Origin of the sequence: Ewingella allii (genome assembly GCF_044430645.1) — a bacterium.
Taxonomy (GTDB): Bacteria; Pseudomonadota; Gammaproteobacteria; order Enterobacterales; family Enterobacteriaceae; genus Ewingella; species Ewingella allii.
Map to the genome: position 1 here is coordinate 52,332 of NZ_JAWUDN010000010.1, position 23,167 is coordinate 75,498.

Below are 23,167 nucleotides of genomic sequence, written 5' to 3' on the forward strand. Positions count from 1 at the left end.
CATCGCCATAAACCGAAGGAAGACAATATGACTGCTTACGTATTTCCCCCTGCCACCACGCCTTCTCTGGCGATTGAAGGTGAAGAGGCACGCTTCCCATTACGCCGCGTTTACTGCGTCGGCCAGAACTATGCCGCGCACACCCGCGAAATGGGCCACGATCCTGATCGTGAACTGCCTTTCTTCTTCAGTAAACCGGCGGATGCGGTGATCCCAGCCAGCGGCAACGTGCCTTATCCGTCACAGACTGAGCTGCTGCATTATGAAGTGGAGTTAGTCGTGGCGATTGGCGCTGGCGGCAAAAATATCGCCGTGGACAACGCGCTGGACCACGTGTGGGGCTACACGGTGGGTGTCGATTTAACCCGTCGCGACCTGCAATCCGTGGCGAAAAAGGCGGGACGTCCTTGGGATTTAGCCAAAGGCTTTGACGCCTCAGCGCCGACTAACCCGCTGCTGCCGGTCAGTAAGGTGGGGCATCCGGTGAAAGGAATTATCTGGTTGAACGTCAATGGCGAAGAGCGCCAGAACGGCCATCTGAGTGAGCAAATCTGGAAAGTGCCGGAAGTGATCAGCCTGCTGTCTGAGGCGGTTGAACTGCAACCCGGCGACCTGATTTTCACAGGGACCCCGGCAGGCGTAGGTGAAATCAAACGTGGCGATGTGGTGACTGGCGGTATCAAAAACATCGGGACGTTCAGCTTCACCATCGTCTGATGAGGCTAGCTTGTTGCTAAATCAAAGGCGTCCGGTCACCGGGCGCTTTCTCCTCTATAGTGCGCTCCACGATGGGTGCCAACTTCTCAAATCCACAGGCCGTGGCCGGGTCGAACAGCGACAACGACTCAATCTGATTGAGTAAAATCACCTTGCGGAAATTCAACGCGTTATTCGGCTCAGACACCGGGGTTATCCAGTGCTTCTGGTAGTAAGCTGCATAGTTATGCTCCACCACCAACTGCTGGGTATTGCGGTCGCGGTAACCACTGATCATCGGGATAACCACAACGTTATCCGACGACGAGGTTTCACAGCGCGCAGTATGCACCATGCCGATATACACCCGATGCGAGTTCAGGGTGATATACACCATGTCGCCCTGTTCCATGCACTGATACAAAATCCCTTCGACGCCGTTGGCGCTGGTCAACTGCTTATAAAGCTGCCTGCGCCCGGCGGTGTTCAGCCTAAGTCCCGGCGACCAGGTGGTGCGGATCAAACAGAGCATCACCGACACGCAAAGCATAATCACCACGGGCGCCTGAATACCCAGGAAACTCCAGTTAATGAAGTCGCGGTGGTAATGCACGTGCTCGGGAATCGCCCGCATCTCCGGCAAATGGTTAATACCAATGGAAATGCCCCACAGCAGCAGATAAACCAACGCAATCACTATTACGCCCTGCAAAACGAAAATGCAGCCGTACAGTGCGACCAGGAAATAGACATCCCAGCCAAAGGTGCGTTTGAGTTTAAAGCGCGTGGAAACGTTGCGCGTGGTGTACCAGTAGCCGCACACCATTAAAACCATAAATACTGCTGTTGCCATTAAAGTACGCTCATCTTTTTGACGTGACGGGTGAAGTCCTGCTGCACCTGCTCGTTGGCAGGATTCACAGACGCGATGCCGTTTTCATCAATCAGAATACGCTCACCCTCCTCGATAGTTTCCTGAATGTCATTCGCACTAAACAGCCCTAAAAATTGCTCAGGACTGGAAAATATTCGCATGACGATTTTCAGCATATTGCCTCCATTTTGGTTTAAGAAAGGTAGAGTGTAGTCAAGAAAGGCGGCAAAGCTCGGTATGGCGGGGGTTTTCGGATTAGTTACTGGTTGGGCTTACAGGTAAAAAAAGAGCACAGCGTGATGCTGTGCTCCTGAGTTTGCTCGGTCAGTGGAAAAAGGAATTAGCTATTCGCTTCGCCGGCGTGGTGGGCTTCTTCGTGCGCGGCCTGTTCGGCTTTGACTTCTTTGGCGCGGTTGCGCAGCCCAAACCAGCCCAGCACCAGCAGAAGAATCAGCACAGGAATAGTGGCGACGGTGTAAGTGCCGTTCGGGTAGTCGAAGGCCATCAGAACCAGTACGCCCGCCAGAAAGGCTAAGGTCAGCCAAGAGGTCACCGGCGCCCAAGGCATTCTGAAAGACACCTCTTTCGCTTTACCTTCTTTGATGGCTTTACGCAGCTTCATCTGGCAAACGATGATGAATGCCCAAGAGCTAAGAATACCCAGTGACGCGACGTTCAGCACGATTTCAAACACCTGCGACGGCACGTAGTAGTTCAGCACCACGCCGATGATGTAGATTGCCACGGTCACCAGGATCCCGGCGTAAGGCACCTGCTGGGCGTTCATTTTAGACATGAACTTCGGCGCGGAGCCGCCCATCGACAGGGAACGCAGGATACGACCAGTAGAGTACAGGCCGGAGTTGAGGCTCGACAGCGCTGCGGTCAGAACCACGATATTCATGATGGTGCCGATGTAAGGCACGCCCAGCTTGCTGAAGAAGGTCACGAACGGGCTTTGGCCTGCCTGATAGGCATTCCACGGCAGCAGCAGCACCAACAGCACCACGGAACCGACGTAGAACAGTGCGATACGCCAGATAACGCTGTTAATGGCTTTCGGCAGAATGGTTTCAGGATCTTTAGTTTCACCCGCCGCCGTGCCGACCAGTTCGATGGCGGCGAAGGCGAAGACCACGCCCTGCACCAGCACTAAGGCAGGCAGCAAGCCGTGCGGGAAGATGCCGCCGTTTTCGGTGATCAGGTGCAGGCCGGTTGAGCCGCCCGCCACTTCTTTGCCGGTGCCCAGCACCACCACGCCGACAATCAGGAACAGCGCGATGGCCGCCACTTTGATCAGCGCAAACCAGAATTCCATTTCGGCGAACCACTTCACGCCAATCATGTTCATGGTGCCAACGATGGCCAGTGCGCCAAGGGCGAACATCCACTGAGGTACATCACCGAAGGTGCCCCAATAGTGCATATAGAGCGCCACGGCGGTGATATCCACGATGCCGGTCATTGCCCAGTTGAGGAAGTACATCCAGCCCGCCACGTAGGAGGCTTTTTCGCCTAAGAACTCGCGGGCGTAGGAAACGAAGCTGCCGCTGGTTGGACGGTGTAAAACCAATTCGCCCAGTGCGCGCAGGATGAAGAAAGAGAAAATACCGCAGACCGCGTAGACAATTGCCAGTGCCGGACCCGCCATTTGTAAGCGCGCACCTGCACCTAGGAATAAACCGGTACCGATAGAACCACCAATGGCAATCATCTGAACCTGACGATTGCCCATACTCTTGTGATATCCGTCTTCGTGTGAATCCAACCAACGTCGCTTAGCGGCCTGTTTCGCCTCAGCGGACTTTCTATGTAATCGCATTCTTTCCTGTTCTCCAAAAATGCCCGCAGCCTGAATTCTCCCAACAGGCAAACGGTTGCAGATGTTGACGCTTACGCGGTGTGTTCCGCTCTATTATTTTTAGCCTAACTGAAAATACTCGGTGAACTGACTTACGTGAAAGCAGCAGCCAACCCTGCTGTGGAGTGCTGGATTGAGAGTATTAACGGCGGTGGATGCTACCTGTATTGTGCATTTGAGGCAAAAAAAACCTATCTCTAAGTGTGAGGAAAATCGCCTTATGGATGGATTATTAAGAAGAGTCCTAGGTATAAATGCCGCAAAAATAGCCGATTGATAATGGCTTATTCTGGCCGCTACTGGTGTCACTAGACAAAAAAGCCCGCGCTGGCGGGCCTTTATGCTTTATGAGTTGTCACTCGGCGGTTTTGGTTCCACCACTTTCTTTGCGCACCCTTTCGATGTTGATGGAAAGGTACATCATCTCTTCCTTGCTCAACGCGCGCTGATAGGTGGCGGCGAGGAAGAGACTGATCTTCTCAGCACAGCCCCAAGCCTGCGGATAGCTCTTTTTAACCGCGACATAGAGCGCGACATCGTCGTCGGGCACCTGCGCGTGGCTGAACATTCGCTGGGCGAAAAACTTCAGGTGAGTGACAAAACGGTGGTAGCTCAGCGCCTCCTGGTCATACTCCAGCCTTAGCTGATATTTCACTATGTTTAGGATCTCCTGCATCACCTTGGTGATCTGTTTCACCTGCGACATCTCGCCATCCAGCTGCCCGTTGACCAGGTGCAGCGCGATAAATCCCGCCTCGTCGTCCGGCAGCCTGACGCCCAGCCGACTGGCAATAATCGCTAACGCCTCGACGCCCAGCGCGTACTCCTTCGGGTAGAGCCGCCGGGTTTCCCACAGCAGCGCGTTGCTCAGAGGCACGCCCTGCCTCTGCCGTTCCAGCGCGAAATAGCAGTGATCGGTTAGCGCAACATAGAGATTCTCCTGCAATTTCCCCAATCGCTGGCTGGCAAGCTGGATGATCTGGTCGCAGGTGGTCATCACCTCCATGGGAATGTGGCTCAGCAATTCCGAGAGCCGCGCCACCAGTTGATCGCTTTGCAGCGCAAAGACTTTTTCCACTTTGCTATCGTCAACCCGATCGCCAACCTGCTTCTGAAACGCCAATCCCCGGCCCATCACGACCTGTTCCCGATGCTGTGGGTCGAGCACTAACACCACGTTATTATTGAGTATTTTGGTGATTTCCATTGCCTTCCCCTGAAAAACAAAAAAACCTGACCCCTTCCGCAGAGAAGTGATCAGGTTTTGCCTGCCAAAGCAGTAACAATCCAGAACTGAACTTTACCAGTTTTCGCCATCCTCTCAATCTGAGCGCGGCGCAAACGTGATAAGGATCGCGGGTTAGGCTTTTAGCGTGGCACCGTGGTTTTTAATAATATCGGCATACCAGTAGAAGCTTTTCTTGCGGCGGCGTTCCAGCGTCCCCTTGCCCTGATCGTCGCAATCCACGTAAATAAAACCGTAGCGTTTGGAGAATTCCGCCTTAGAAGCGCTCACCAGATCGATAGGTCCCCAGCTGGTGTAACCCATCACTTCCACGCCGTCGGCGATGGCTTCGCGCACCTGCACCAGATGGTCATTGATGTATTGAATACGATAGTCGTCGTTGATGCTGCCGTCGGCTTCAACTTGATCGCGCGCGCCCAGCCCGTTTTCGACGATAAACAGCGGTTTTTGGTAGCGATCGTACAACTCATTCATCAAGTAGCGCAGACCGACCGGGTCAATCTGCCAGCCCCACTCAGAGCTAGCGAGGTGCGGATTGGGCACCATATTGAGAATATTGGCGCGCGCCGCCTGATTCTGCTCGGGGTCGGTGGTGACACAGCCGGTCATGTAATAACTGAAGGAGATGAAATCCACTGTCTGCTTCAGCGTCGCGATATCCTCAGGGGTGATCTCCAGCTCAATCTGATGCTGTTTGAAGAAACGTTTCATGTAAGCCGGGTAATAACCGCGCACCTGCACATCGCCAAAGAACAGCCAGTCGCGGTTCTGCTGCTGGGTTTCAAGCACGTCGGCAGGCTTGCAGCTCAGGGGATACAGCATGCCGCCCAGCAGCATATTGCCGACTTGGCCACCGGCAACAATCTCATGACAGGCTTTCACCGCGCGGGCGCTGGCCACCAGCTGATGATGGATTGCCTGATAAATCGCCTGCTTGCTGCTCTCCGCCGCCAGCCCGACGCCGGTAAAGGGCGCGTGCAGCGACATGTTAATTTCGTTGAATGTCAGCCAATGCTTCACTTTATGCTGATAGCGTTTGAACACCGTTCGGGCGTAATTCTCGAAGAAATCTATAGTTTTACGGTTGCCCCAGCCGCCGTAGTTGGCTACCAAACCATAGGGCATTTCATAGTGTGACAACGTCACAAGGGGCGTGATACCGTACTTTTTCATCTCATCAAACAGCCGATCGTAGAACGCCAATCCGGCTTCATTGGGCTGCGTTTCATCTCCCTGCGGGAAGATACGCGTCCAGGCAATCGAAGTGCGCAGCACGGTGAAGCCCATTTCGGCGAACAGTTTGATGTCTTCGGGGAAGCGATGGTAAAAATCAATGGCCTTGTCTTTGATGCCAAAATCACCCGGCACGCGCTGCTTTATCTCGCCGAAGATCCCTTGCGGCTGGAGGTCCGAGGTGGACAGCCCTTTGCCATCCGCCAAATAGGCTCCTTCCACCTGATTTGCGGCTACGGCCCCGCCCCATAAAAACCCGTCTGGAAAACGTTGAGTCATTGGTCTCTCCTTTGATTAGCGTAAAAGTGACAATAGTGGGCTTTGCTCCGCCACCTGCTGGCCGATGGCTGAAGCAATAACGTCCAGATAATCATCGCTGTTGCTGATAATTATCGGCGTCGTCAGGTCATATCCCGCGTCGGCGATGGCCTGTAAATCGAACTCGAGCAGCAAGTCTCCCTGCTTTACCTCGTCATTCACCTGCACGCGCGGGCTGAAGAAACGGCCATCGAGTTTCACCGTATCAATGCCGACGTGAATGAGTATTTCCGCGCCATCGCGGCTCTGAATCCCTAAGGCGTGATGCGTGCGGAAAAGCGACACCAGCGTGCCGTCGCAGGGTGCAACGACTCGCCCAGTCTGTGGAATAACCGCCGTCCCCTTGCCCAACATGCCGCTGGCAAAAGTGGCATCCTTCACCTCGCTGAGCGCAATACAGTGGCCCGCCAGCGGGCTAAAAAGAGCTTCTTTGCTGCGCACCGGGGAAGATGTGACGGAGGTTGCCGGTGAAGCCGGAGTCGCGGCTTCACTGCTCTCTTTGGCTGGCGGCGCTGCCTTGGCGGACAGCCCAAACAGCCAGGTTGCCACGGCGGCGAAGGCGAAAGCGAAACCGGCACCGACCAGCGCCGCCGTCACTGAACTGTCAAAGCCCGTCGGGGGGATCATCTGCGCGAAGGTGAACACGCTGGGAATGCCGAAGGAGTATGTGGTGCTGTGGTAGAAGCCCAGCACGGCGGCACCGATTGCGCCGCCGATGCAGCCAAAGATAAAGGGACGGCGCAGCGGCAGGGTCACGCCATACACCGCCGGTTCGGTGATCCCAAACAAACTGGCGCTAAATGCCGAACCCGCGATGCCCCTGAGTTTAAGATCTTGGGTGCGCAGCAGCACACCCAGCGTGGCCCCGGCTTGCCCCATCACGGCGGGCAGCACCAGCGGCATCAGGGTGTCGTGGCCCAGCACGCTGAGATTGTTGATCATCATCGGCACCAGCCCCCAGTGCAGGCCGAAAATCACGCAAACCTGCCAAAACGCGCCGACGAACAGACCGGCAACCAGCGGGCTAACGCCATGAATATATTGATATCCGTTAGCCAGTTGCTGGCTCGCCCAGGTGGCCGTAGGCCCAATCAACAGGAACGTCAGCGGCACGATCACCACCAGACAAACCAGCGGGGTGAAGAAGTTGCGAATCGCGCTCGGCAACCTTGGGTTGATGCGTTTTTCAAGCCAGCAGGAGGCCCACGCTGCGAAAATAATTGGGATAACCGAGGAGCTATAATTGATAAAAGTCAGTGGGATACCGAAGAAATCCAGCGCCACGCTGTTGGCCGCCAGCGATGAGTCAAAGGCGGCAATCATCAACGGGTGAGTCATGGCGCCGCCAATTGCCATCGTGATAAAGGGGTTGCCGCCAAACTTTTTCCCGGCGGTATAACCCAAGATAATCGGAAAGAAATAGAACAAGGCATCACTGGCGGCGAACAACACCTTGTAGCCGCCGCTGTCGCTGCTCATCCATCCGAGAGCCAGCGCCAGCGACAAGAAGCCTTTCAAAATACCGGATGCTGCCAAAATGCCAATAAACGGGGTGAAAATGCCGGAAATCACATCAATAAAGCGCGCAAAGATGTTCTCTTTCACGCCGTTATTGCTGGCGATGTCGCCAGACTCTTCCCCTTTCATCGCCAGCGCGTCGAACACCTCGCCGACATGATTGCCAATGACTACCTGAAACTGCCCGCCGCTCTCCACCACCATAATCACGCCGGGGTTGCGTTTCAGGGTTTCGGCACTGGCCTTGCCGCTGTCCTTAAGCTTGAAACGCAAGCGAGTGGCGCAGTGCACCACGCTTTTTACATTTTCCCGTCCACCCACTCCTGAGAGGATTTCATCCGCTAAAACCTTATATTCCATTATCTTATCTCGTTCTGATGTGGTTGCGCCGTGCAGAGGCGAATCGCTAAGCACCTGAGTAAAGGCCAAAAAAAAACCTAAACTTGCTGTCTCTTGCACCGGCGGGGGTGAAGAAGCAGAAAGTTTAGGTTTTGCCTGATGAACAGTAACAATCCTGTTTTCTAGCCCTGAGTCTCTAGCGAACTATCCAAAGTTACAAGGGGGAAAAATAACCGGAGCGGGTAATTGTGATCGGGTTCATATTTCACCCACTCCGGCAGAGGCGAATTAAGGCACCGACTGCGGCAGTTCGCGTGGGCAGCCCTTGCGCCCGTTGAACAGTAGATAACTTGCCAGCGCCAGCAGCCAGACGCCCAGCGCGCCGTAGAGCAGCAGATTGCCGAAGCCGTCAATCAGCGCCTGCTGAATGCCCGCGTTGAGCGTCGCGGATTCCGCCCCCGCCGCCACTCGCTCGGCCAGCGCGTAGAGTTCCCCCGAGGCCATATTCACCGCACTATTCTCCCGCAGGCTGGCGGCGATGCCTGCCACCAGCAGGCTGCCCATTAGCGCGATATTTATTGCCAGCGTGATAAGCCGCGCGCTGATATCAATTCCCGAGGCCATCCCCGCCCGGTTGCCCGGCACCGCTCCCGTAGTGGTATTGGTCACCGGCGTGTTAATCAGCCCCAGCGTAGCCCCCGCCAGCAGTGCGCCGGGCAGCAGCGTCCAGCCGTTGGCGGCAGCGATTTTCATCAACATAAAACTCGCCCCGAGGGTGAACAACCCCAGCGGGATAAAGCGCGCCGCGCCGAACTTCGCCACTAAACGTTCGGCCAGCGGCGGCATAATCAGCGTCGGCAAGGTGTAGGCCAGCAGCGCCACGCCGGTGGCCAGACTGCTATAACCCAGCCCGACCTGATAGTAGACCGGCAGGTAAATCATCAACGGCCAGAAGCTAAAGTTCATGCCAATAGAGCCCATCAGTGCGCCGGAAAATGGCCGAATGCGGAACACCGAAAAATCAAACATCGGGTGAGGATGGCGTTGCTCAATCCAGACAAACAGCAGCGCGCTCAGCAGGGTCAGCGCCACCAGCCCATAGACCAAACTGCCTTGCCAGTCGAGGCTACTTCCCTGTGTTATCAACCAGATACTGCCTAACACAGTGAGTGACAACGTCACAAGCCCACCAATATCCAGCTTTTTGGCCTGCGGATCCCGTGAATCCACCACATTATTCAAGGCTAAAAACAGTGTCACAACGGCGATAAACACGTGTACCAGAAACACCCATTGCCAGCTAAATAGCGCCACCAGCCCGCCGCCAATAATCGGCCCGAAGCCCAGCCCAAAGCCAAACACTACGCCCCACGCGGCGAAGGCCGTGCTGCGCGCTCTGCCCTGTGGGAACTGGGTGGAGAGAATGGCAATCAGGCAGGTCAGCATCGCCCCGCCACTCAGCCCCTGTAAGAAGCGGCCGAAAATAAGCCAGGGCGCGGTGGCCGCCAGCCCGCACATCAGCGAGGTGACGCCAAAGGCCGCGATGCTTACCAAAAAGACGCGCTTACGGCCGAAACGGTCCGCCAGCGTGCCCACCGCCATTAAGACCGAAGTACAGGCCAGCGTGTAGGCATTCATGATCCACTGTAGGTCTTTAAAGCTGGCGTGCATCTGCTGCTCCAGCACCGGTAAAATCACCGGCACGCTGGAGATCTCCAGCCCCGACATCAGCGCCGCGAGGCAGACCGCCACCAGCGCTAGCGTATTTTTAGTGTTTGTTGGCGTGCTCATACTCTTCCTACCCAAACGTTAAGTTGGCCCAGTATGGAAGATTGTAGGCGTGGTGGTAATTGGCACGGATGCCATGTATCGTCAATATTGTGCCAACTTTAGCCACTATTCATCTAAGGCCCGCCATGACTGCTTTCACACCCTCCAATTCGCATGCTCCCTTTAACCGCCGACTGGTGCTGCTGGCCTATGAGTGCCTGTGCACCTTTGAGTTTGGCACGGCGATAGAGGCCTTTGGCCGCGTCGACGACCAACTCGGCACGCCTCTCTATAATTTGGACGTCGCCTCGGTGGAAGACACCACCATTGGCGCGCAGGGTGGCGTGCGCCTGACGGTAGACGGCGGGCTGGAGCTGCTGGAAGACGCCGGAACCATTGTGATCCCCGGCTGGCGCAGCGTGCATGAAGCGCCGTCCCCGCAGCTGGTTGCCGCACTGCAACGCGCCTACCAGCAGGGTTCGCGGATTGTTTCTATCTGTGCGGGGAGCTTTATCCTTGCCGCCACTGGCCTGCTGGATGGTAAAAAAGCCACCGCCCACTGGAACAGCACCGAGGAACTGGCGCGGCAGTTTCCACAAGTTCAGGTACAGCACGGCGTCATTTATGTCGATGAAGGCAGATTGATCACCTCGTCCGGCGGCGCGGCGTGCGTGGATCTCTGTCTGTATCTGATTCGCCGTGATTATGGCGCGCAGGTGGCGAATCGCACGGCCCAGCGCATGGTCACTTCAACCCATCGCGAAGGCAATCAGGCCCAATATCTGCGCCAGCCGGTGTCGATTCTGCCGGGCAAAACCCTCTCGCCGCTGTTAGACAGCCTGCGCACCCGAATGAACACGCCGCTGGTGATTGAACAACTGGCCGCCGAAGCTGGGATGAGCCGCCGCACTTTCCTGCGCCGTTTTCACGACGCCACCGGCACCACGCCGGGGGAATGGATGCTCAGCGTAAAGATTGAAAACGCCTGCGCCCTGCTGGAGAGCAGCACGGTCAGCATTGAACGGGTGGCTGAAGAAGCCGGGTTTGGCTCGGTGGAAACGCTGCGCCACCATTTTCGCCAGCGCCTGGGCACCACGCCGACGCGCTTTCGCCAGCAATTCAGCGATCGGACAGCTATTTAGCTTCAGCCATAAAAAAGGCGCACCGGAGTGCGCCTGAATCATAATTCTTTTTGCCGATCAGCAGACGGTTTTGTTTTCCCACTCGGTCAGCAACTGCATGATTTGGCGGGAGTCCTGCGGGTGAACCGCCGGACGAGCCAAGGCTTTCTCGCCGTTTTGCAGCGCCTGCCACACCGCGCGCACCTGATAGTGGAAGGCGTCGCCGTCGGCGCTCACATCGTGGCGTTGCTCTTCCCCTTCATACGGCAAAACGCGGATCACGTTGGCCTGCGCCTCTGGCAGCCATGGGTTGGAGATGATTTCCATCCGCCCTTTGCTACCTGCGACCGAAAACGCCCAGAACATACCGTAATCTTCCGCACAGTGCAGCTGCGCCAGCGCGCCGTTGGCGAACTGAATGGTTGCCGCCGTCTCGCCGATGTTGCCGTCACCCAGATTGCGGCGGCCGTGCGCCGTCAGCTCCCACGTCGGGCAGGTGCCATCCGCGCTGGCGCTCTGCATCACTAAATGAATCAGCGACGCCGGGTAGCAGCCGAGGTTGTAGATAGCCCCTTTGCTACCCGGATTGACAAACTGGGCAATCGACGCGCAGTAGCTGGCGTTGATGGAACGCACCTCGCCCAGCTCGCCGCTGGCAATCACTTCGGCAATTTTGCTGGCGAAAGGATGGGTTAAGTACATCAAGCCTTCGAGGAAGAACACCCCGTTGCTTTCCACAGCGGCAAGGGCGGCGTCGGTGTCCGCCATGGTCACTGACAGCGATTTTTCACACAGAATGGCTTTACCTGCGTTGGCGGCTTTAATCACATATTCATGGTGAATATGGTTTGGCAGGCCGATATACACCACGTCCACGGCGGGATCGTTAATCAGTGCGTCGTAGTTGTCATACTGAGTTGGCGTCGGGTGCTGTTTTAAAAACTCCTCCAGCCCATTGGGTGAACGCCCCGCTACGGCGTAAAGGGTCGACCCTTCATGCTTTTCAATGGCTTCGGCCATAATGCCGGAGATAAAGCTGGTACCCAGCAGGCCCCAGTTCAACGTTTTAGTGTGGCTCATGCGACTGGCTCCTTGACCGGCAATTGGCACAGGGTGGCCTGTACAAACTCAGTCAGACCGGAATGGATAAAGCGCTGTGTATGGGCCTCGTCGAAATGGCGCTGCGACGCGGCTTCATCTTCATAGCGTTCCCAGAGAATGATGCGCCGCGAGTCCTGTTTATCCTGCAATGCCATGGCGAATGAACAGCCGGCCTCGCTATTCATGTCGGCGCAAAATTGCTCAATAGCGGCAAGGGCCAGGTTAATATCCACTTCTTCTTTGATGCGGATCTCAGCGTTAACAAAATGTCCTTGTGTAAACATATTTTCCCCGGGGTTTGATAAAGATTGGCAGGTAATGCAAAGAGCGAGATACGGGTAACGCGGCTCTTTATAATAAAAATCAGCTCACCAAAATAGTGCGAATTAATAAAATTCTCACCACTTCAGGGCATTATTTAAAGTAACAGAGTCTGTTTGTTCCTTTTTTGAACGCAATCGATTGCTCATGACAAACATTATGAAAAAATCAGGTGAGTTTTGTGACGTTGCTGCTATAGTGCGCGCTTTAAAACACCACTCACACTCATTGGAGCCTTTATGGCGTCAAATATATTGCATTTCCTTCTGAGCCTTATAATGATATTCGGTATCGGCTGGCTGATAAGCTACAACAAACGCGGTGTTAAATTGCGGTTTGTAGTGCAAATTCTGGTGATTGAAATCGTACTGGCATGGGTGCTGTTATACAGCCAGGCTGGTGTGTACTTGATCTCTGGGCTATCTGGCGTGTTTACTAACTTGATGAGCTACGCTCGCGTCGGTACAGACTTTGTATTTGGCGGTCTGGTGAATGACAACCAGTTTAGCTTCTTCTTATTCGTATTATGCCCAATCATCTTTATTTCCGCGCTGATTGGTATTCTCCAGCATTTACGTATTCTGCCATTAATGATTAAAGGCATCGGCTATCTCTTATCCAAAATTAATGGAATGCCGCGTCTGGAATCCTTTAATGCCGTGAGTTCTTTATTAGTCGGGCAATCAGAAAACTTCATCGCTATTAAAGATATTGTTCCGCACCTTAATGAACGCCGCATGTATACATTATCGGCAACCGCGATCTCTACCGTTTCCATGTCTATTGTGGGTTCTTATATGACCCTGTTGGAACCGCGTTACGTGATGCTGTCGCTTATCCTGAATATGCTTTCGACCTTCGCCGTGTTGCAGGTGGTTAACCCGTATTCTGACGAAGCCGATAATCAAATGCCGAAACTGAACGTGCCAAAACACAGCTTCGTAGAAATGCTGGGCGAGTACATCATGGCCGGTTTCAAAATGGCGATGATCGTTGCCGCGATGCTGGTTGGCTTTAACGCCCTGCTGGCGATGGTTAACGCCATCTTCCTCGGCGGCTTCGGTAAGAGCTTCCAGGACATCATTGGCTATCTGTTCTACCCTGTGGCGTGGTTGACCGGCATCGTGAGCCAAGACTCACTGACCGCTGGCAGCATCATGGGCACCAAAATCGTGGCTAACGAATTCGTTGCCATGCTGCAGATGAAAGACCTGATTGCCCATTTGGAACCCCGCACCGTGGCGATTCTGTCGGTGTTCCTGGTCTCCTTCGCTAACATTTCTACCGTCGGCATCATCGCCGGTGCCGTAAAAAGTATCGAAGAAGTTCAGGGTAACATGGTAGCTCGCGCCGCCTTCCGCCTGCTGGTTGGCGCAACGCTGGTGAGCCTGCTGTCTGCTTCAATCGTGGGTCTGGTTTACCGTTAATCCCCCGCGAACTCTCAGGGTGCAGCCATCGCGGCTGCACCTTGCTTCTCCTCCCGCTTTAATTCACTTTCTTCACCGTCAGCTCCAGCCTTGAGGCTCTCCCTGCGCCAACAAATACGCTATTGGTCGCCACCCGTTTTAATCGCGCCTGCCCCTCCGGCTCACCGCTATTGGGGTTGCAGTCAAAATGCGGGAAGTTGCTGCTGGCGATATCCAATCGCAGGCGATGGCCAGCGCGGAACAGGTTACAAGTGGCGAAAGGCTCAATGATCACTTCCACCACCTCGCCCGGCGTCAGCATCTGCTCCTGCTCCCAGCCGTTGCGATAACGGCAGCGAATGATCCCGTCGGTAATATTCATCGCATAGCCCTGCGGGTAGTCCTCCGAGGGCGGGTAGATATCCACCAGTTTGGCGGTGAAATCGGTGTCTGGCGCGTCACTGGCTACCCACAGGTGAACGCGGATCTCCCCCGCCACCAGCAGGTCTTCAGTCAGCGGCCCAGTTTCAAACACCACAATGTCAGAGCGGGCGCTGAGCGGCAGATTGTCTCCCCGGCTGCCGAAGAACTCCGGCGTTTCCCGCTGGTCAAAAGCGCCCCCCGCAAACACCGGCAGGCCGGAGGTCAGCGCCCCGCCGAGGGTCGGCACCGGGTGGCGCGGGTCGGCCAGATAGCGCAATTCGCCCTGCGCGCTCTCCGGCGGCTGCGACAGCAGGCTGTGGTCGGCATGCAGATACAGCACCTGTTTTTGACTCTCCGCCAGCGGCCATTGCACATCGTGCAGCCACTGGCCGCCGTGAATGAGTCGCCCATTGTCATCTTTCTTGCCACTGCCGCCGCCCATGGCGAAAACAGTAACCTGATGGCCCTGCGGCTGGGCTTCAGCCGGTTTGAGCCAACGGTCGAACCAGTCGATTCGACAACTCAGCCAGTCAGTCTCCACATTGGCGTCAAAGGCCGCCGCCTCGCCAAACTCCACGTTGCCGCTATAAGTCACATTACGATCGCCGTGCAGCCACGGCCCCATGATCAGGCGCTGCGGCGCGGTTTTCCCACGGCAAAATGCATTAAAGTTATCTAGCGTGGAACTGACGTAGGCGTCATACCAGCTCGACATAAACAGCACCGGCATATCCGGGATGTGCTCATAGCTCCCCTCGGCATAAATACCGTTTTGCTGCCAGTATGGCCCGAAGGTGCCCTGCGACCACTGCTCGAACAGATAAGCCTCATACTCCGGCACGTGGCGCAGCGGCGAATGGCCCGGCGTCCACGGCATGGCGGCAAACCAGTCGCGGATATTTTCCTCCTCAAGAGCCTGAAGGATCAGCGGATTTTGCTGCGCCTCGGGGCTTTCTTTTGCCTGTTTGTAGGCCCAGGTGGCCTGTTTTAGTTCAAACGCGCCCCCCTGACGAATGCCGCAGCGATAGGCATTGCTGAACCCGCCGGAGTCCAGCACCATGGTTTTCAGCCCCGGCGGGTTAAGGCAGGCCATCGCCATCTGGGTGTGGGCGGCATAAGATAACCCCATGCTGCCAATCTGCCCATTACACCAAGACTGCTGGAGGATCCACGCCAGCGTGTCGACGCCGTCCGGCCCTTCCGAAGTGTATTTGGTAAAAATTCCCTCCGAGCCGTAGCGGCCGCGACAATCTTGAAACACCACCGCGTAGCCACGCCGGACCAGCGCCAGCGCCATGGCTTCGCGCGATATCTGCGTACCGTCGCGATTCACCTCCGAGCGCGACTGCCCGCGCTTGTCATAGGGCGTGCGCTCGATGACCACTGGCAAGGGCGCAATCGGCGCATCCGGCAGATAGACATCGGTCGACAGACGAGTACCGTCGCGCATCGCCACCCGGCAATCTGCCAAACGCACCATCCCCTGCCTGACCACTTCAGACTGACTTCTGTTCACAAAACGCTCCTTGTTTTCATTAATAGCCAATCGAAACGGCAAAGGTCAGCATGGCGATACTCAACAGCATGAAGAAGAGAAACAGCGGCAGGATAAATTTCGCCCACTGGGTCCAGCCCACCTGCGCCGAGGCGAGGAAAATCAGCAGCCCGCTGGAAGTTGGGGTGATCATGTTGGTCAGCCCATTACCGAATAAGAACGCCAGCACGGTCGTTTGCGGCGCGACGCCGGAAAGCTGGCCGAGCGGCCCGAGGATTGGCATGGTCACGGCGGCCTGCCCAGAGGTTGAAGGGATCACGATGTCGAGCAGCAGCTGGCAAATAAACATGCCGTAAGCCGAGACATAGGCGCCGTGCTGCCCCACCAGCTGCACCAGATCGTTAATCAGGGTGTCCATCACCTTGCCTTGGCTGAGGACGATTTCCACCGCCGTCGCCAGCCCAATCAGCAATCCGGCAATCAGCACTTTCTTCATGCCGCTGACAAAGGCGTCGGCCGAGGCGCTGGCCCCTAAGCCACTCATCGCAGCGAAAATCATGCTCATAAACAGATAGTAAGAGGCCAACTGGGCATTTTTCCACTGCCACTGGTTGGCGGCGTACACCATGAAAGCGATGCCCACCGTCAGGGTTAGCATCATCAGGGTGTGGCGCGAAGAGAGGCGCGTGGCGGAAAACGCCACCGTGGCGTCCTTCAGCTTGCCGTGTTTGCGAATGGCCCACAGCACGTACAGCACGCCAAAAAACATAAACACGCAGTAAGAGAAGACGCGCATGCTCAGGCCGCTAAAAATTTGCAGGCCGACCAGCGGCTGGGCGATGGAGAGTGCGTAAGGGTTGGTGATCGACGCCAAATAGCCGACTTTTACTGCGATCGCCACAATAGCCAGCCCCAGAATATTCGGCAGCCCGAGGCGATTCATCAGCGCCACCACAATGGGGATCACCAGCAGATACTCCTTGGCTAGCCCCATAAAGGTGCTACCCGCCGAGAAGGCAATCATCAGGAAAGGCACCAGCAGGTAGATATTGCCTTTAGTGACGCTGAGCAGCCTTTCGAGCGACGCCGAGATCGCCCCCGCCTCGTTCAAAATGCCAAACATGCCGCCGATGAACAGCACCATGACAATCAGGCTGGCCTGCTTGATGATGCCAGCCGGGATCGCCAGAAAGCCGTCAATCAGGCTGGCGGGCTGGGCCTGCGCACCATTGTCGGCAGCGCCAAGCCCCACCACTTGCCCCAGCGAGAAGCTTTTGTCGATCACCTGATAGGTGCCGGGCAGCACTTTTTTGCCTTCATGCTGAAATTGGCCGGAATCCAGTACCCAAGTCATCACCACTGCCAGAAGCACGATAAACAGCAGTACCAAAGTTGGATTCATCTGGCGCATTGGCGAGTTCGCCGCTGCGGCCTCTTTTGAGAGATCAGCCATCAATTTCCGCCTTATTGTCATGATAGGAAGCGAGGAGTGGAGCCAGCGGCAGCGAGCCATAGGCCGGGCTGCCCAACTGGTGTGAGATCTGCGCCGCGGCGCGATGCAGCGCCTCAATCATCGGCTGCTGATATTGTTCCGCCCGACCGGCGGGGGCGCTAAGACTGAGGGAGGCCGCGCAGCGATTGTGATTATTAAAAACCGGCACGGCGAACGCCCAGACGCCCGTGGTTAATTCGCCCTGTGAACAGCAGAGCTGCCGCTGACGGATGTCGGCTAATAAGGCGCGGAGAGCCTCCGGCTGCGGCGACTGCTGCAAAAATTCATCCCGCAGCTCTTCCGGCGCATAGGCCAGCAGCAACTTACCGGAGGCCCCGGCCCCCAGCTTGCGGCGGTTGCCCACCGCGCTGCGCACTTGCAGCACTTGCCGCGAGGTGCGCACGGCGATCTGCACGATTTCACTCCCTTCGCGCAGACGAATTTGCAGGTTTTCATTCAACTGCTGGCTGAGCTGGTCGAGCACCGGCTCGGCGATTTCCGTCAGGTTAATCTGCCGACGGGCATTGACGCCCAGCACCAGCAGCTGATGCCCCAGCCGGTAAGTCACCGGTTCCCCGGAGCGTTGGACAAAAAACTGGTTTTCCAGCGTGCACAATAGGCGATAGGTCCGAGACTTGGTGAGGCCGCTTTTGCGGGCGATCGCACTCAGCCCTAGCCCCGGATTTTCCGCTAGCAGGTTAAGCAAACGCAGCGCGCTATCCACGCTAGCCACATTGAATTCCGTCATTAAATTTCCTTTATTATCAATCGGTTCACTAGATGAACCGATGTTTCATTTTAGGATGAAATGCAGACTTGCATGTTTCTTGTGCGCTGACAAGGCAGGGGCATTTGGCGCAAAGCGACTGGGGATGGTGTTTAATAGCAGCAGATAAAAAATGGACAGTTTTTACTTTGGCAGAGAGAGGCAATGACAGGCGAGATGACTGGATTTTGTTCTACGCGAAGATTTTTAACAATTTGTTATCTTTTTCGATCTTTGCGATCCGGAGTGGGCCTAAGGTGAGAAAACCATTTCACGGCTACAGTTAACTTAACTGATTAACCTGAGGTTTTGCCGCGCCATGTCCCTCTTCCCCATAAAGCACTATGTTCATAACCGCCCGCGCCTGCTCTGCGCCATTATCGCGGGAGTAGCGTGCTACTTTTTATTGCCACTATTTTCGGTACATCTGTCTGTTTTTGAACGGTTAATGGTCAGCTGGAATGTGCTGGCGTGGCTCTACCTAATTTTGATTTGGGTACAGATGATGACCGCTAAGCCCGAGCGAATTCGCGAAGTGGCGCAGTCGCAGGATGAGAGCGCCACGCAGGTGCTGACGCTGGTGAGCATCACCTGTCTGGTGAGTATGCTGGTGATTTTTATGGAGCTGAGCACGGTAAAACAGCTCTCCGGCACGGCGAAATCCTTCCATTTAATTCTTACCGTGACCACGCTAATTGTCTCCTGGTCGCTGCTGCCGACCGCCTTTTCGATGCATTACGCCCATCTCTATTACCGGCGCGGCGCGGGGTCCCACAAGGCGCTGCTGTTCCCGGATAAAATCGACAAGCCGGAATATTGGGACTTCCTCTACTTCTCTTTCACGCTGGCGGTGGCCTGCCAGACCGCCGATGTCGCCACCGGCAACACCGAGGTCAGGCGCATTACCCTGATTCAATCGGTGCTGGCGTTTGTGTTTAATCTGGCGGTGCTGGGGCTGTCGGTAAACGTTGCGGCGGGGTTAATGAGCTAGCTCACAGCTGCCGCTCCAGCTCTAGTAATAGCAGTTGCTTTAGTTGTTCCACCACTGCCGGGGGCTTCGGCTGGCGCTGGATCAGACCGATGCCCATGGAAGGCAGCGCGGGCAGTTGGGCGCTGAGGTTTGACGTCAGCGAGTGCGGCACGCCAATGGCCGAGCGCACGGTGATCCCCAGCCCGGCATTCACTGCCGCCCATATCCCGCCCAGGCTCTGGCTGACAAAGGCCACCCGCCAGGCAATGCCTGCGGCGTCCAGCGCGTCGGTAGCGCATTTGCGGAACAGGCACGGTGAGTCGAACATCACCAGCGGCACCGGATCGCCGCGCTGGATAAAGTCGCTGAGAGGGAAATCCGGGGTGGAGATCCAGCGCAGCGGCAATCTTTTCAACGGCATAAACGCATTGTGTGGCGGCTGCTGGCACCAGATCAGCGCCAAATCCATCTCGCCGCTTTCCGTCGCTTCTATCAGCACCTGATTGCGGGCGATATGCGCCGTCACCTGCACGCCGTCGTGGGCTTTGGCGAACTGCCCGAGCACCGGCGGAATTAAGCTTTCACCAAAATCCTCCTGCAAGCCGAGCTGCACGCTGCCCTGCAATAACGCACCGCGCAGCGACATCAGGGCTTCATCATTGACCGCCAAAAGTCGTTTGGCGTAGCCCATCAGCCGCTCACCGCTGGGTGTCAGCACCAAGTGACGCCCCTGCTTTTTCACCAGTTGCGCCTGACACTGCTGCTCGAGCTTTTTGACGTGTACGCTCACCGCCGAGGTGGATCGGTGCAGGCGCGCGGCGGCCTGCGCAAAGCTGCCGCACTCAATTCCCACCACAAAACTGCGCAGTGCGTCGAGGTCCAGCGTTGAGGTAATAGGCGTCATAATACTCCCGATTTTATGGACATTTTATTGCAAATATTTCGATTTTATAAACCTTATACCCGAGCAACAATCCTCCTGTCACCACTTATCAGGAGTTACCCATGTCCCAGCCTTTAAATCGAGAAACCCTGCAACGGGTTGCCCCAAAACTGTCCGAACTCACCCGCGACGTGCTGTTTGGTGATATCTGGCAACGCCCGGATTTATCACCCCGCGACCGCAGTCTGGTCACGCTGGCGACGCTCACCGCCCTTGGCCGCAGCGGGCAGATCCCCTGGCATATTGATTTTGCGCTGAGCAACGGCGTCGAGCGCAAAGAGATGGTCGAACTGTTCACCCATTTGGCGTTTTACGCCGGATGGCCCGCCGCCGTGGCCGCCCTTGAATGCTTGCCGCAGGAGTAATCTATGCCGATTTCGCGCATTACCTTTCACCAAGCCAGCTACGACGCGGAGCAAATAACACAGGTTTCCGCGATTTTGCATCAGACATTGGTGGATGCCTTTGCCGTCCCCGCCGATGACCGTTTTCAGGTGCTAGAACCCAAAGCGCCGGGCGAACTGGTGTATGACCCGCACTATCTGGCGCAGGGCCGGACCCCGCGTTTTCTGCTGTTTTCAATTCTTGGCGGCAAGCCGCGCAGCAACGCGCAGAAAGCCGAATTCTACCAGCTGCTGACCGACAGGCTAGTTGCGGCCCTGGCAATCAGCCCGTCAGACGTGATGGTGACGGTGCAATTCAATAGCCTCGATGACTGGTGTTTTGCTGAAGGAAAAATAGCCTCGGCCTAAAACTTGCACAACACATAAGTATCTACTAATGTGTTTATATGAATGAAAATGACATCTTTAAAGCGCTGGCGGACCCCACCCGCCGCGCCATCTTCGACAAACTGGTGGCGGGCAGCATGAATGCCAGCGCCCTGCGCGAAGGTTTGACCATCAGCCAGTCCGCCATGTCGCAGCATCTGGCGGTGCTGCGTAACGCCCATCTGATCCGCGAAGAAAAACAGGGAAGATTTGTGAATTACGACGTCGACCCGGATGGCGTCGCCCTTATCGCGCAATGGCTGGCGAAGTACCGCGCCTTCTGGCCAGAGCGTATCGACAGTCTTAAAACTTTGTTGAAGGACATGGAATAATGACGCAAAAATCGCCCCCACGGCTTGAGCTGGAATACCGGCTCGACGCCCCGCCGGAGAAGGTCTGGCGGGCCATCAGCACCCCCACTTTGCGCCAGCAGTGGCTGCCGAATAGCCTGCTCGCCAGCGCCGAACCACTGAGCGCCACGCCCAACCAAGAGCTACGTTTGCGCATGCGCGACGACCAGCCGCCGTACCTCGAAAGCACGGTGCTGTTTCAGATTCGGCCCGACCACGGCGACGGCAGCGTGCTGAAGATTGTTCACACCCTAGATGATGTCAGAACTGCCGCCAACGATGCCGACGCCCTGCTGATGTGCGCCGCCTAACCACATGTAAACTTTGGAGATTTTATGCCAGACGCGATGCAACTTATCCCGATGGTGGTGGAGCAATCCAGTACCGGCGAGCGCTCTTTCGACATCTATTCGCGTCTGCTGCGTGAAAGGATCATCTTTCTCAATGGCGAAGTAAATGACGGCATGGCGATTTTAATCTGCGCGCAAATGCTGTTTTTAGAGGCAGAAAACCCTCAGCGGCCGATTAATCTCTACATCAATTCCCCCGGCGGGTCAGTGACCAGCGGATTGGCGATTTACGACACCATGCGCTTTATTCAGGCACCGGTGCACACGCTGTGCATGGGCACGGCGGGGTCGATGGGGTCATTCTTACTGATGGCCGGAGAGCCGGGGCATCGCCTCGCCTTGCCAAATGCCTCCGTGGTGGTACATCAGCCGTCGGGCGGATTTCAGGGGCAAGCCACGGATATTTTCATCCACGCGCAGAACATGCAGCGAACCAAAAGCTTGATGATTAAGCTTTATGCCGAACACTGCGGGCGCACCACCGATGAGGTCGAACGAGCGCTGGATCGCGACAACTTTATGACCGCCGAGCAGGCGGCCGAATGGGGATTGATTGACCGGGTGCTGCATCACAGGATGCCTGCGGAGAATGTGCTTTAGGCTCTTTTTGCAGGGTTTCGTGTAAGACAAAAATGATATTGGTCAGCGAAGGTCTTAGCGCGTTAGTAACCTATCCAGGACCCTATATTCATTGAATTTCATCCTAATCATGTCCCGGCAGAAGGAATTTCCTGCCACGATGTGTGGGATGGATTGTGCGGCTCGCCGCGCTTTTCAGCCAGTCACCGACGTCACCAAAAGCAGTCATATTGGGCCAAAATAGGCATGGGAAACTGTCATGTAAGATGTTTATTATGTTGGCAGGCGTTAAACCGCAGTCACCTAACAGGCAGGAAGATAATCATGAACAGCTTTGATTCCCCCCGCATTGCGCTGATTGGCCCCGGGGCAATTGGCACCACTATCGCCGCCGTGATGCACGAAGTCGAGCGTACTCCGGCGATTTATGGCCGCACGCCCCATCCGCACCTTGAGCTGCGCTTCGACGGCGGCGAGATCCGCGTGCCGGGGCCGGTAAAGGTGGATGTTCCACAAGCGAGTCAGCCCTATGATTTAGTTTTCGTGGCGGTGAAGACCACGCAGATTGCCGATATCGCCCTATGGCTGGCGGCGCTCTGCGGCCCGCAAACGGTGGTCTGCGCCCTGCAAAACGGTGTTGAACAGCAAACCCTGCTTTCCCCTTATCTTGCCGGAGGGCCAGTGCTGCCTTCGGTGGTATGGTTCCCCGCCCAGCGCGAACCAGATGCTTCCGTATGGCTGCGCAGTAAGCCGCGCCTCACTCTGCCCGACGTGCCCGCCGCTCAGCGTGTTATTCAGGCACTCGAGGGGACGAGGTGTTCAGTTGAAGTCGAGGCCGATTTTATTTCGGTGGCGTGGCGCAAGCTGTTGCAGAACGCCGTCGCCGGGCTGATGGTGTTGACCGGCCGCCGAGCGGGGATGTTCTCTCGCGGCGATATCACCGACCTGTCGCTGGCCTACCTGCGCGAATGCCTGCTCGTGGCGCGGGCCGAAGGAGCCGCGCTGGGGGATGATGTCCCACAGCAGATCATCGCGGGCTTCCATCAAGCCCCCGCCGACTTGGGCACATCGATTCTTGCCGACCGGCAAGCGGGACGGCAGCTTGAATGGGATATCCGCAACGGCGTGGTGCAGCGCTATGGCCGCAAACACAGCATTGCCACGCCAATCAGCGACTTAGTGGTGCCGCTGTTGGCCGCCGGCAGCGACGGGCCGGGCTGATAAA

At 56.2% G+C, this 23,167-nt stretch carries 23 protein-coding genes; 10 read left to right on the forward strand and 13 right to left on the reverse strand.

The genetic code is table 11. From position 1 onward, the window contains the following. Positions 1–27 precede the first annotated feature (27 nt). Positions 28–717, forward strand: a complete 690-nt coding sequence (locus SBO83_RS18515) for a fumarylacetoacetate hydrolase family protein (protein ID WP_396132500.1) — start codon at positions 28–30, stop codon at positions 715–717. 16 nt (positions 718–733) lie between these two features. Here SBO83_RS18515 and SBO83_RS18520 read toward each other — a convergent pair whose 3' ends face one another. From SBO83_RS18520 to SBO83_RS18550, 7 genes are all read right to left on the reverse strand, one after another. Then, a complete protein-coding gene (locus SBO83_RS18520; RefSeq protein ID WP_396132501.1) occupies positions 734–1,549 on the reverse strand; it encodes a hypothetical protein in 816 nt (271 codons plus the stop codon). Further along, positions 1,549–1,746, reverse strand: coding sequence for a hypothetical protein (locus SBO83_RS18525; RefSeq protein ID WP_353501797.1), 198 nt, complete (start codon positions 1,744–1,746; stop codon positions 1,549–1,551). The genes SBO83_RS18520 and SBO83_RS18525 overlap by 1 nt, the downstream gene beginning before the upstream one ends. A 164-nt stretch (positions 1,747–1,910) precedes the next feature. Further along, on the reverse strand, positions 1,911–3,392 hold the full coding sequence (gene ansP / locus SBO83_RS18530; RefSeq protein WP_396132502.1) for an L-asparagine permease: 1,482 nt from the start codon (positions 3,390–3,392) through the stop codon (positions 1,911–1,913). A 394-nt stretch (positions 3,393–3,786) separates the two neighbouring features. Further along, complete coding sequence (bglG, locus tag SBO83_RS18535) at positions 3,787–4,638, reverse strand: transcriptional antiterminator BglG (protein ID WP_396132503.1); 852 nt, start codon at positions 4,636–4,638, stop codon at positions 3,787–3,789. Positions 4,639–4,791: 153 nt separating this feature from the next. Then, positions 4,792–6,189, reverse strand: coding sequence for a 6-phospho-beta-glucosidase (locus SBO83_RS18540; RefSeq protein ID WP_396132504.1), 1,398 nt, complete (start codon positions 6,187–6,189; stop codon positions 4,792–4,794). 15 nt (positions 6,190–6,204) lie between these two features. Continuing rightward, a complete protein-coding gene (gene bglF / locus SBO83_RS18545) occupies positions 6,205–8,106 on the reverse strand; it encodes a PTS beta-glucoside transporter subunit IIABC (RefSeq protein WP_396132505.1) in 1,902 nt (633 codons plus the stop codon). Positions 8,107–8,373: 267 nt separating this feature from the next. Continuing rightward, positions 8,374–9,876 carry an MFS transporter gene (locus tag SBO83_RS18550; protein ID WP_396132506.1) on the reverse strand — a complete coding sequence of 501 codons (1,503 nt, stop codon included), beginning with the start codon at positions 9,874–9,876 and terminating at the stop codon, positions 8,374–8,376. 125 nt (positions 9,877–10,001) lie between these two features. Between SBO83_RS18550 and SBO83_RS18555 the strand changes: the two genes are divergently transcribed. Then, positions 10,002–10,997: a helix-turn-helix domain-containing protein gene (locus SBO83_RS18555; RefSeq protein WP_396132507.1), complete on the forward strand. Its 996-nt coding sequence runs from the start codon at positions 10,002–10,004 to the stop codon at positions 10,995–10,997. Positions 10,998–11,054: 57 nt separating this feature from the next. Here the strand turns inward: SBO83_RS18555 and SBO83_RS18560 are convergent, their stop codons facing one another. Continuing rightward, positions 11,055–12,056 carry a Gfo/Idh/MocA family oxidoreductase gene (locus SBO83_RS18560; protein ID WP_396132508.1) on the reverse strand — a complete coding sequence of 334 codons (1,002 nt, stop codon included), beginning with the start codon at positions 12,054–12,056 and terminating at the stop codon, positions 11,055–11,057. Beyond that, a complete protein-coding gene (locus SBO83_RS18565; protein WP_396132509.1) occupies positions 12,053–12,361 on the reverse strand; it encodes an antibiotic biosynthesis monooxygenase in 309 nt (102 codons plus the stop codon). The genes SBO83_RS18560 and SBO83_RS18565 overlap by 4 nt, the downstream gene beginning before the upstream one ends. Positions 12,362–12,676: 315 nt before the next feature. Here SBO83_RS18565 and SBO83_RS18570 point away from each other — a divergent pair, with 315 nt between their 5' ends. Beyond that, positions 12,677–13,825 (forward strand): NupC/NupG family nucleoside CNT transporter, encoded by a 1,149-nt coding sequence (locus SBO83_RS18570; RefSeq protein ID WP_353501789.1) that lies wholly within the window; start codon positions 12,677–12,679, stop codon positions 13,823–13,825. 58 nt (positions 13,826–13,883) lie between these two features. On the opposite strand, the gene SBO83_RS18575 is transcribed toward SBO83_RS18570, so the two are convergent. From SBO83_RS18575 to SBO83_RS18585, 3 genes are read right to left on the reverse strand one after another with little or no spacing between them, the layout of a single operon-like run. Next, positions 13,884–15,743, reverse strand: coding sequence for a CocE/NonD family hydrolase (locus tag SBO83_RS18575; RefSeq protein ID WP_396132510.1), 1,860 nt, complete (start codon positions 15,741–15,743; stop codon positions 13,884–13,886). A 19-nt stretch (positions 15,744–15,762) separates the two neighbouring features. Then, positions 15,763–17,175, reverse strand: a complete 1,413-nt coding sequence (locus SBO83_RS18580) for a YfcC family protein (RefSeq protein ID WP_396132511.1) — start codon at positions 17,173–17,175, stop codon at positions 15,763–15,765. Further along, a complete protein-coding gene (locus tag SBO83_RS18585; protein ID WP_396132513.1) occupies positions 17,168–17,962 on the reverse strand; it encodes an IclR family transcriptional regulator domain-containing protein in 795 nt (264 codons plus the stop codon). The genes SBO83_RS18580 and SBO83_RS18585 overlap by 8 nt, the downstream gene beginning before the upstream one ends. A gap of 337 nt (positions 17,963–18,299) precedes the next feature. On the opposite strand from SBO83_RS18585, the gene SBO83_RS18590 reads away from it, so the two are divergent. Beyond that, positions 18,300–18,971 carry a DUF1345 domain-containing protein gene (locus SBO83_RS18590; RefSeq protein ID WP_396132514.1) on the forward strand — a complete coding sequence of 224 codons (672 nt, stop codon included), beginning with the start codon at positions 18,300–18,302 and terminating at the stop codon, positions 18,969–18,971. A gap of 1 nt (position 18,972) precedes the next feature. Here the strand turns inward: SBO83_RS18590 and SBO83_RS18595 are convergent, their stop codons facing one another. Beyond that, a complete protein-coding gene (locus SBO83_RS18595) occupies positions 18,973–19,854 on the reverse strand; it encodes a LysR substrate-binding domain-containing protein (RefSeq protein ID WP_396132515.1) in 882 nt (293 codons plus the stop codon). Between the two features lie 101 nt (positions 19,855–19,955). Between SBO83_RS18595 and SBO83_RS18600 the strand changes: the two genes are divergently transcribed. The 6 genes from SBO83_RS18600 to SBO83_RS18625 all read left to right on the forward strand — a co-directional run bounded on the left by SBO83_RS18600 (position 19,956) and on the right by SBO83_RS18625 (position 23,163). After that, positions 19,956–20,258 (forward strand): carboxymuconolactone decarboxylase family protein, encoded by a 303-nt coding sequence (locus SBO83_RS18600; RefSeq protein WP_396132516.1) that lies wholly within the window; start codon positions 19,956–19,958, stop codon positions 20,256–20,258. Positions 20,259–20,261: 3 nt separating this feature from the next. Continuing rightward, positions 20,262–20,645, forward strand: a complete 384-nt coding sequence (locus SBO83_RS18605) for a tautomerase family protein (protein ID WP_396132517.1) — start codon at positions 20,262–20,264, stop codon at positions 20,643–20,645. A gap of 38 nt (positions 20,646–20,683) precedes the next feature. After that, entirely contained in the window at positions 20,684–20,995 is a 312-nt protein-coding gene (locus tag SBO83_RS18610) for an ArsR/SmtB family transcription factor (RefSeq protein ID WP_353501781.1), read from the forward strand. Further along, complete coding sequence (locus SBO83_RS18615) at positions 20,995–21,324, forward strand: SRPBCC family protein (protein ID WP_396132518.1); 330 nt, start codon at positions 20,995–20,997, stop codon at positions 21,322–21,324. The genes SBO83_RS18610 and SBO83_RS18615 overlap by 1 nt, the downstream gene beginning before the upstream one ends. Before the next feature lie 24 nt (positions 21,325–21,348). Then, positions 21,349–21,963, forward strand: coding sequence for an ATP-dependent Clp protease proteolytic subunit (locus SBO83_RS18620; protein WP_396132519.1), 615 nt, complete (start codon positions 21,349–21,351; stop codon positions 21,961–21,963). Positions 21,964–22,266: 303 nt separating this feature from the next. Then, the gene (locus SBO83_RS18625) at positions 22,267–23,163 is read left to right on the forward strand and encodes an oxidoreductase (protein WP_396132521.1); all 897 of its coding nucleotides are present in this window, start codon (positions 22,267–22,269) and stop codon (positions 23,161–23,163) included. The last annotated feature ends 4 nt before the right edge of the window (positions 23,164–23,167 follow it).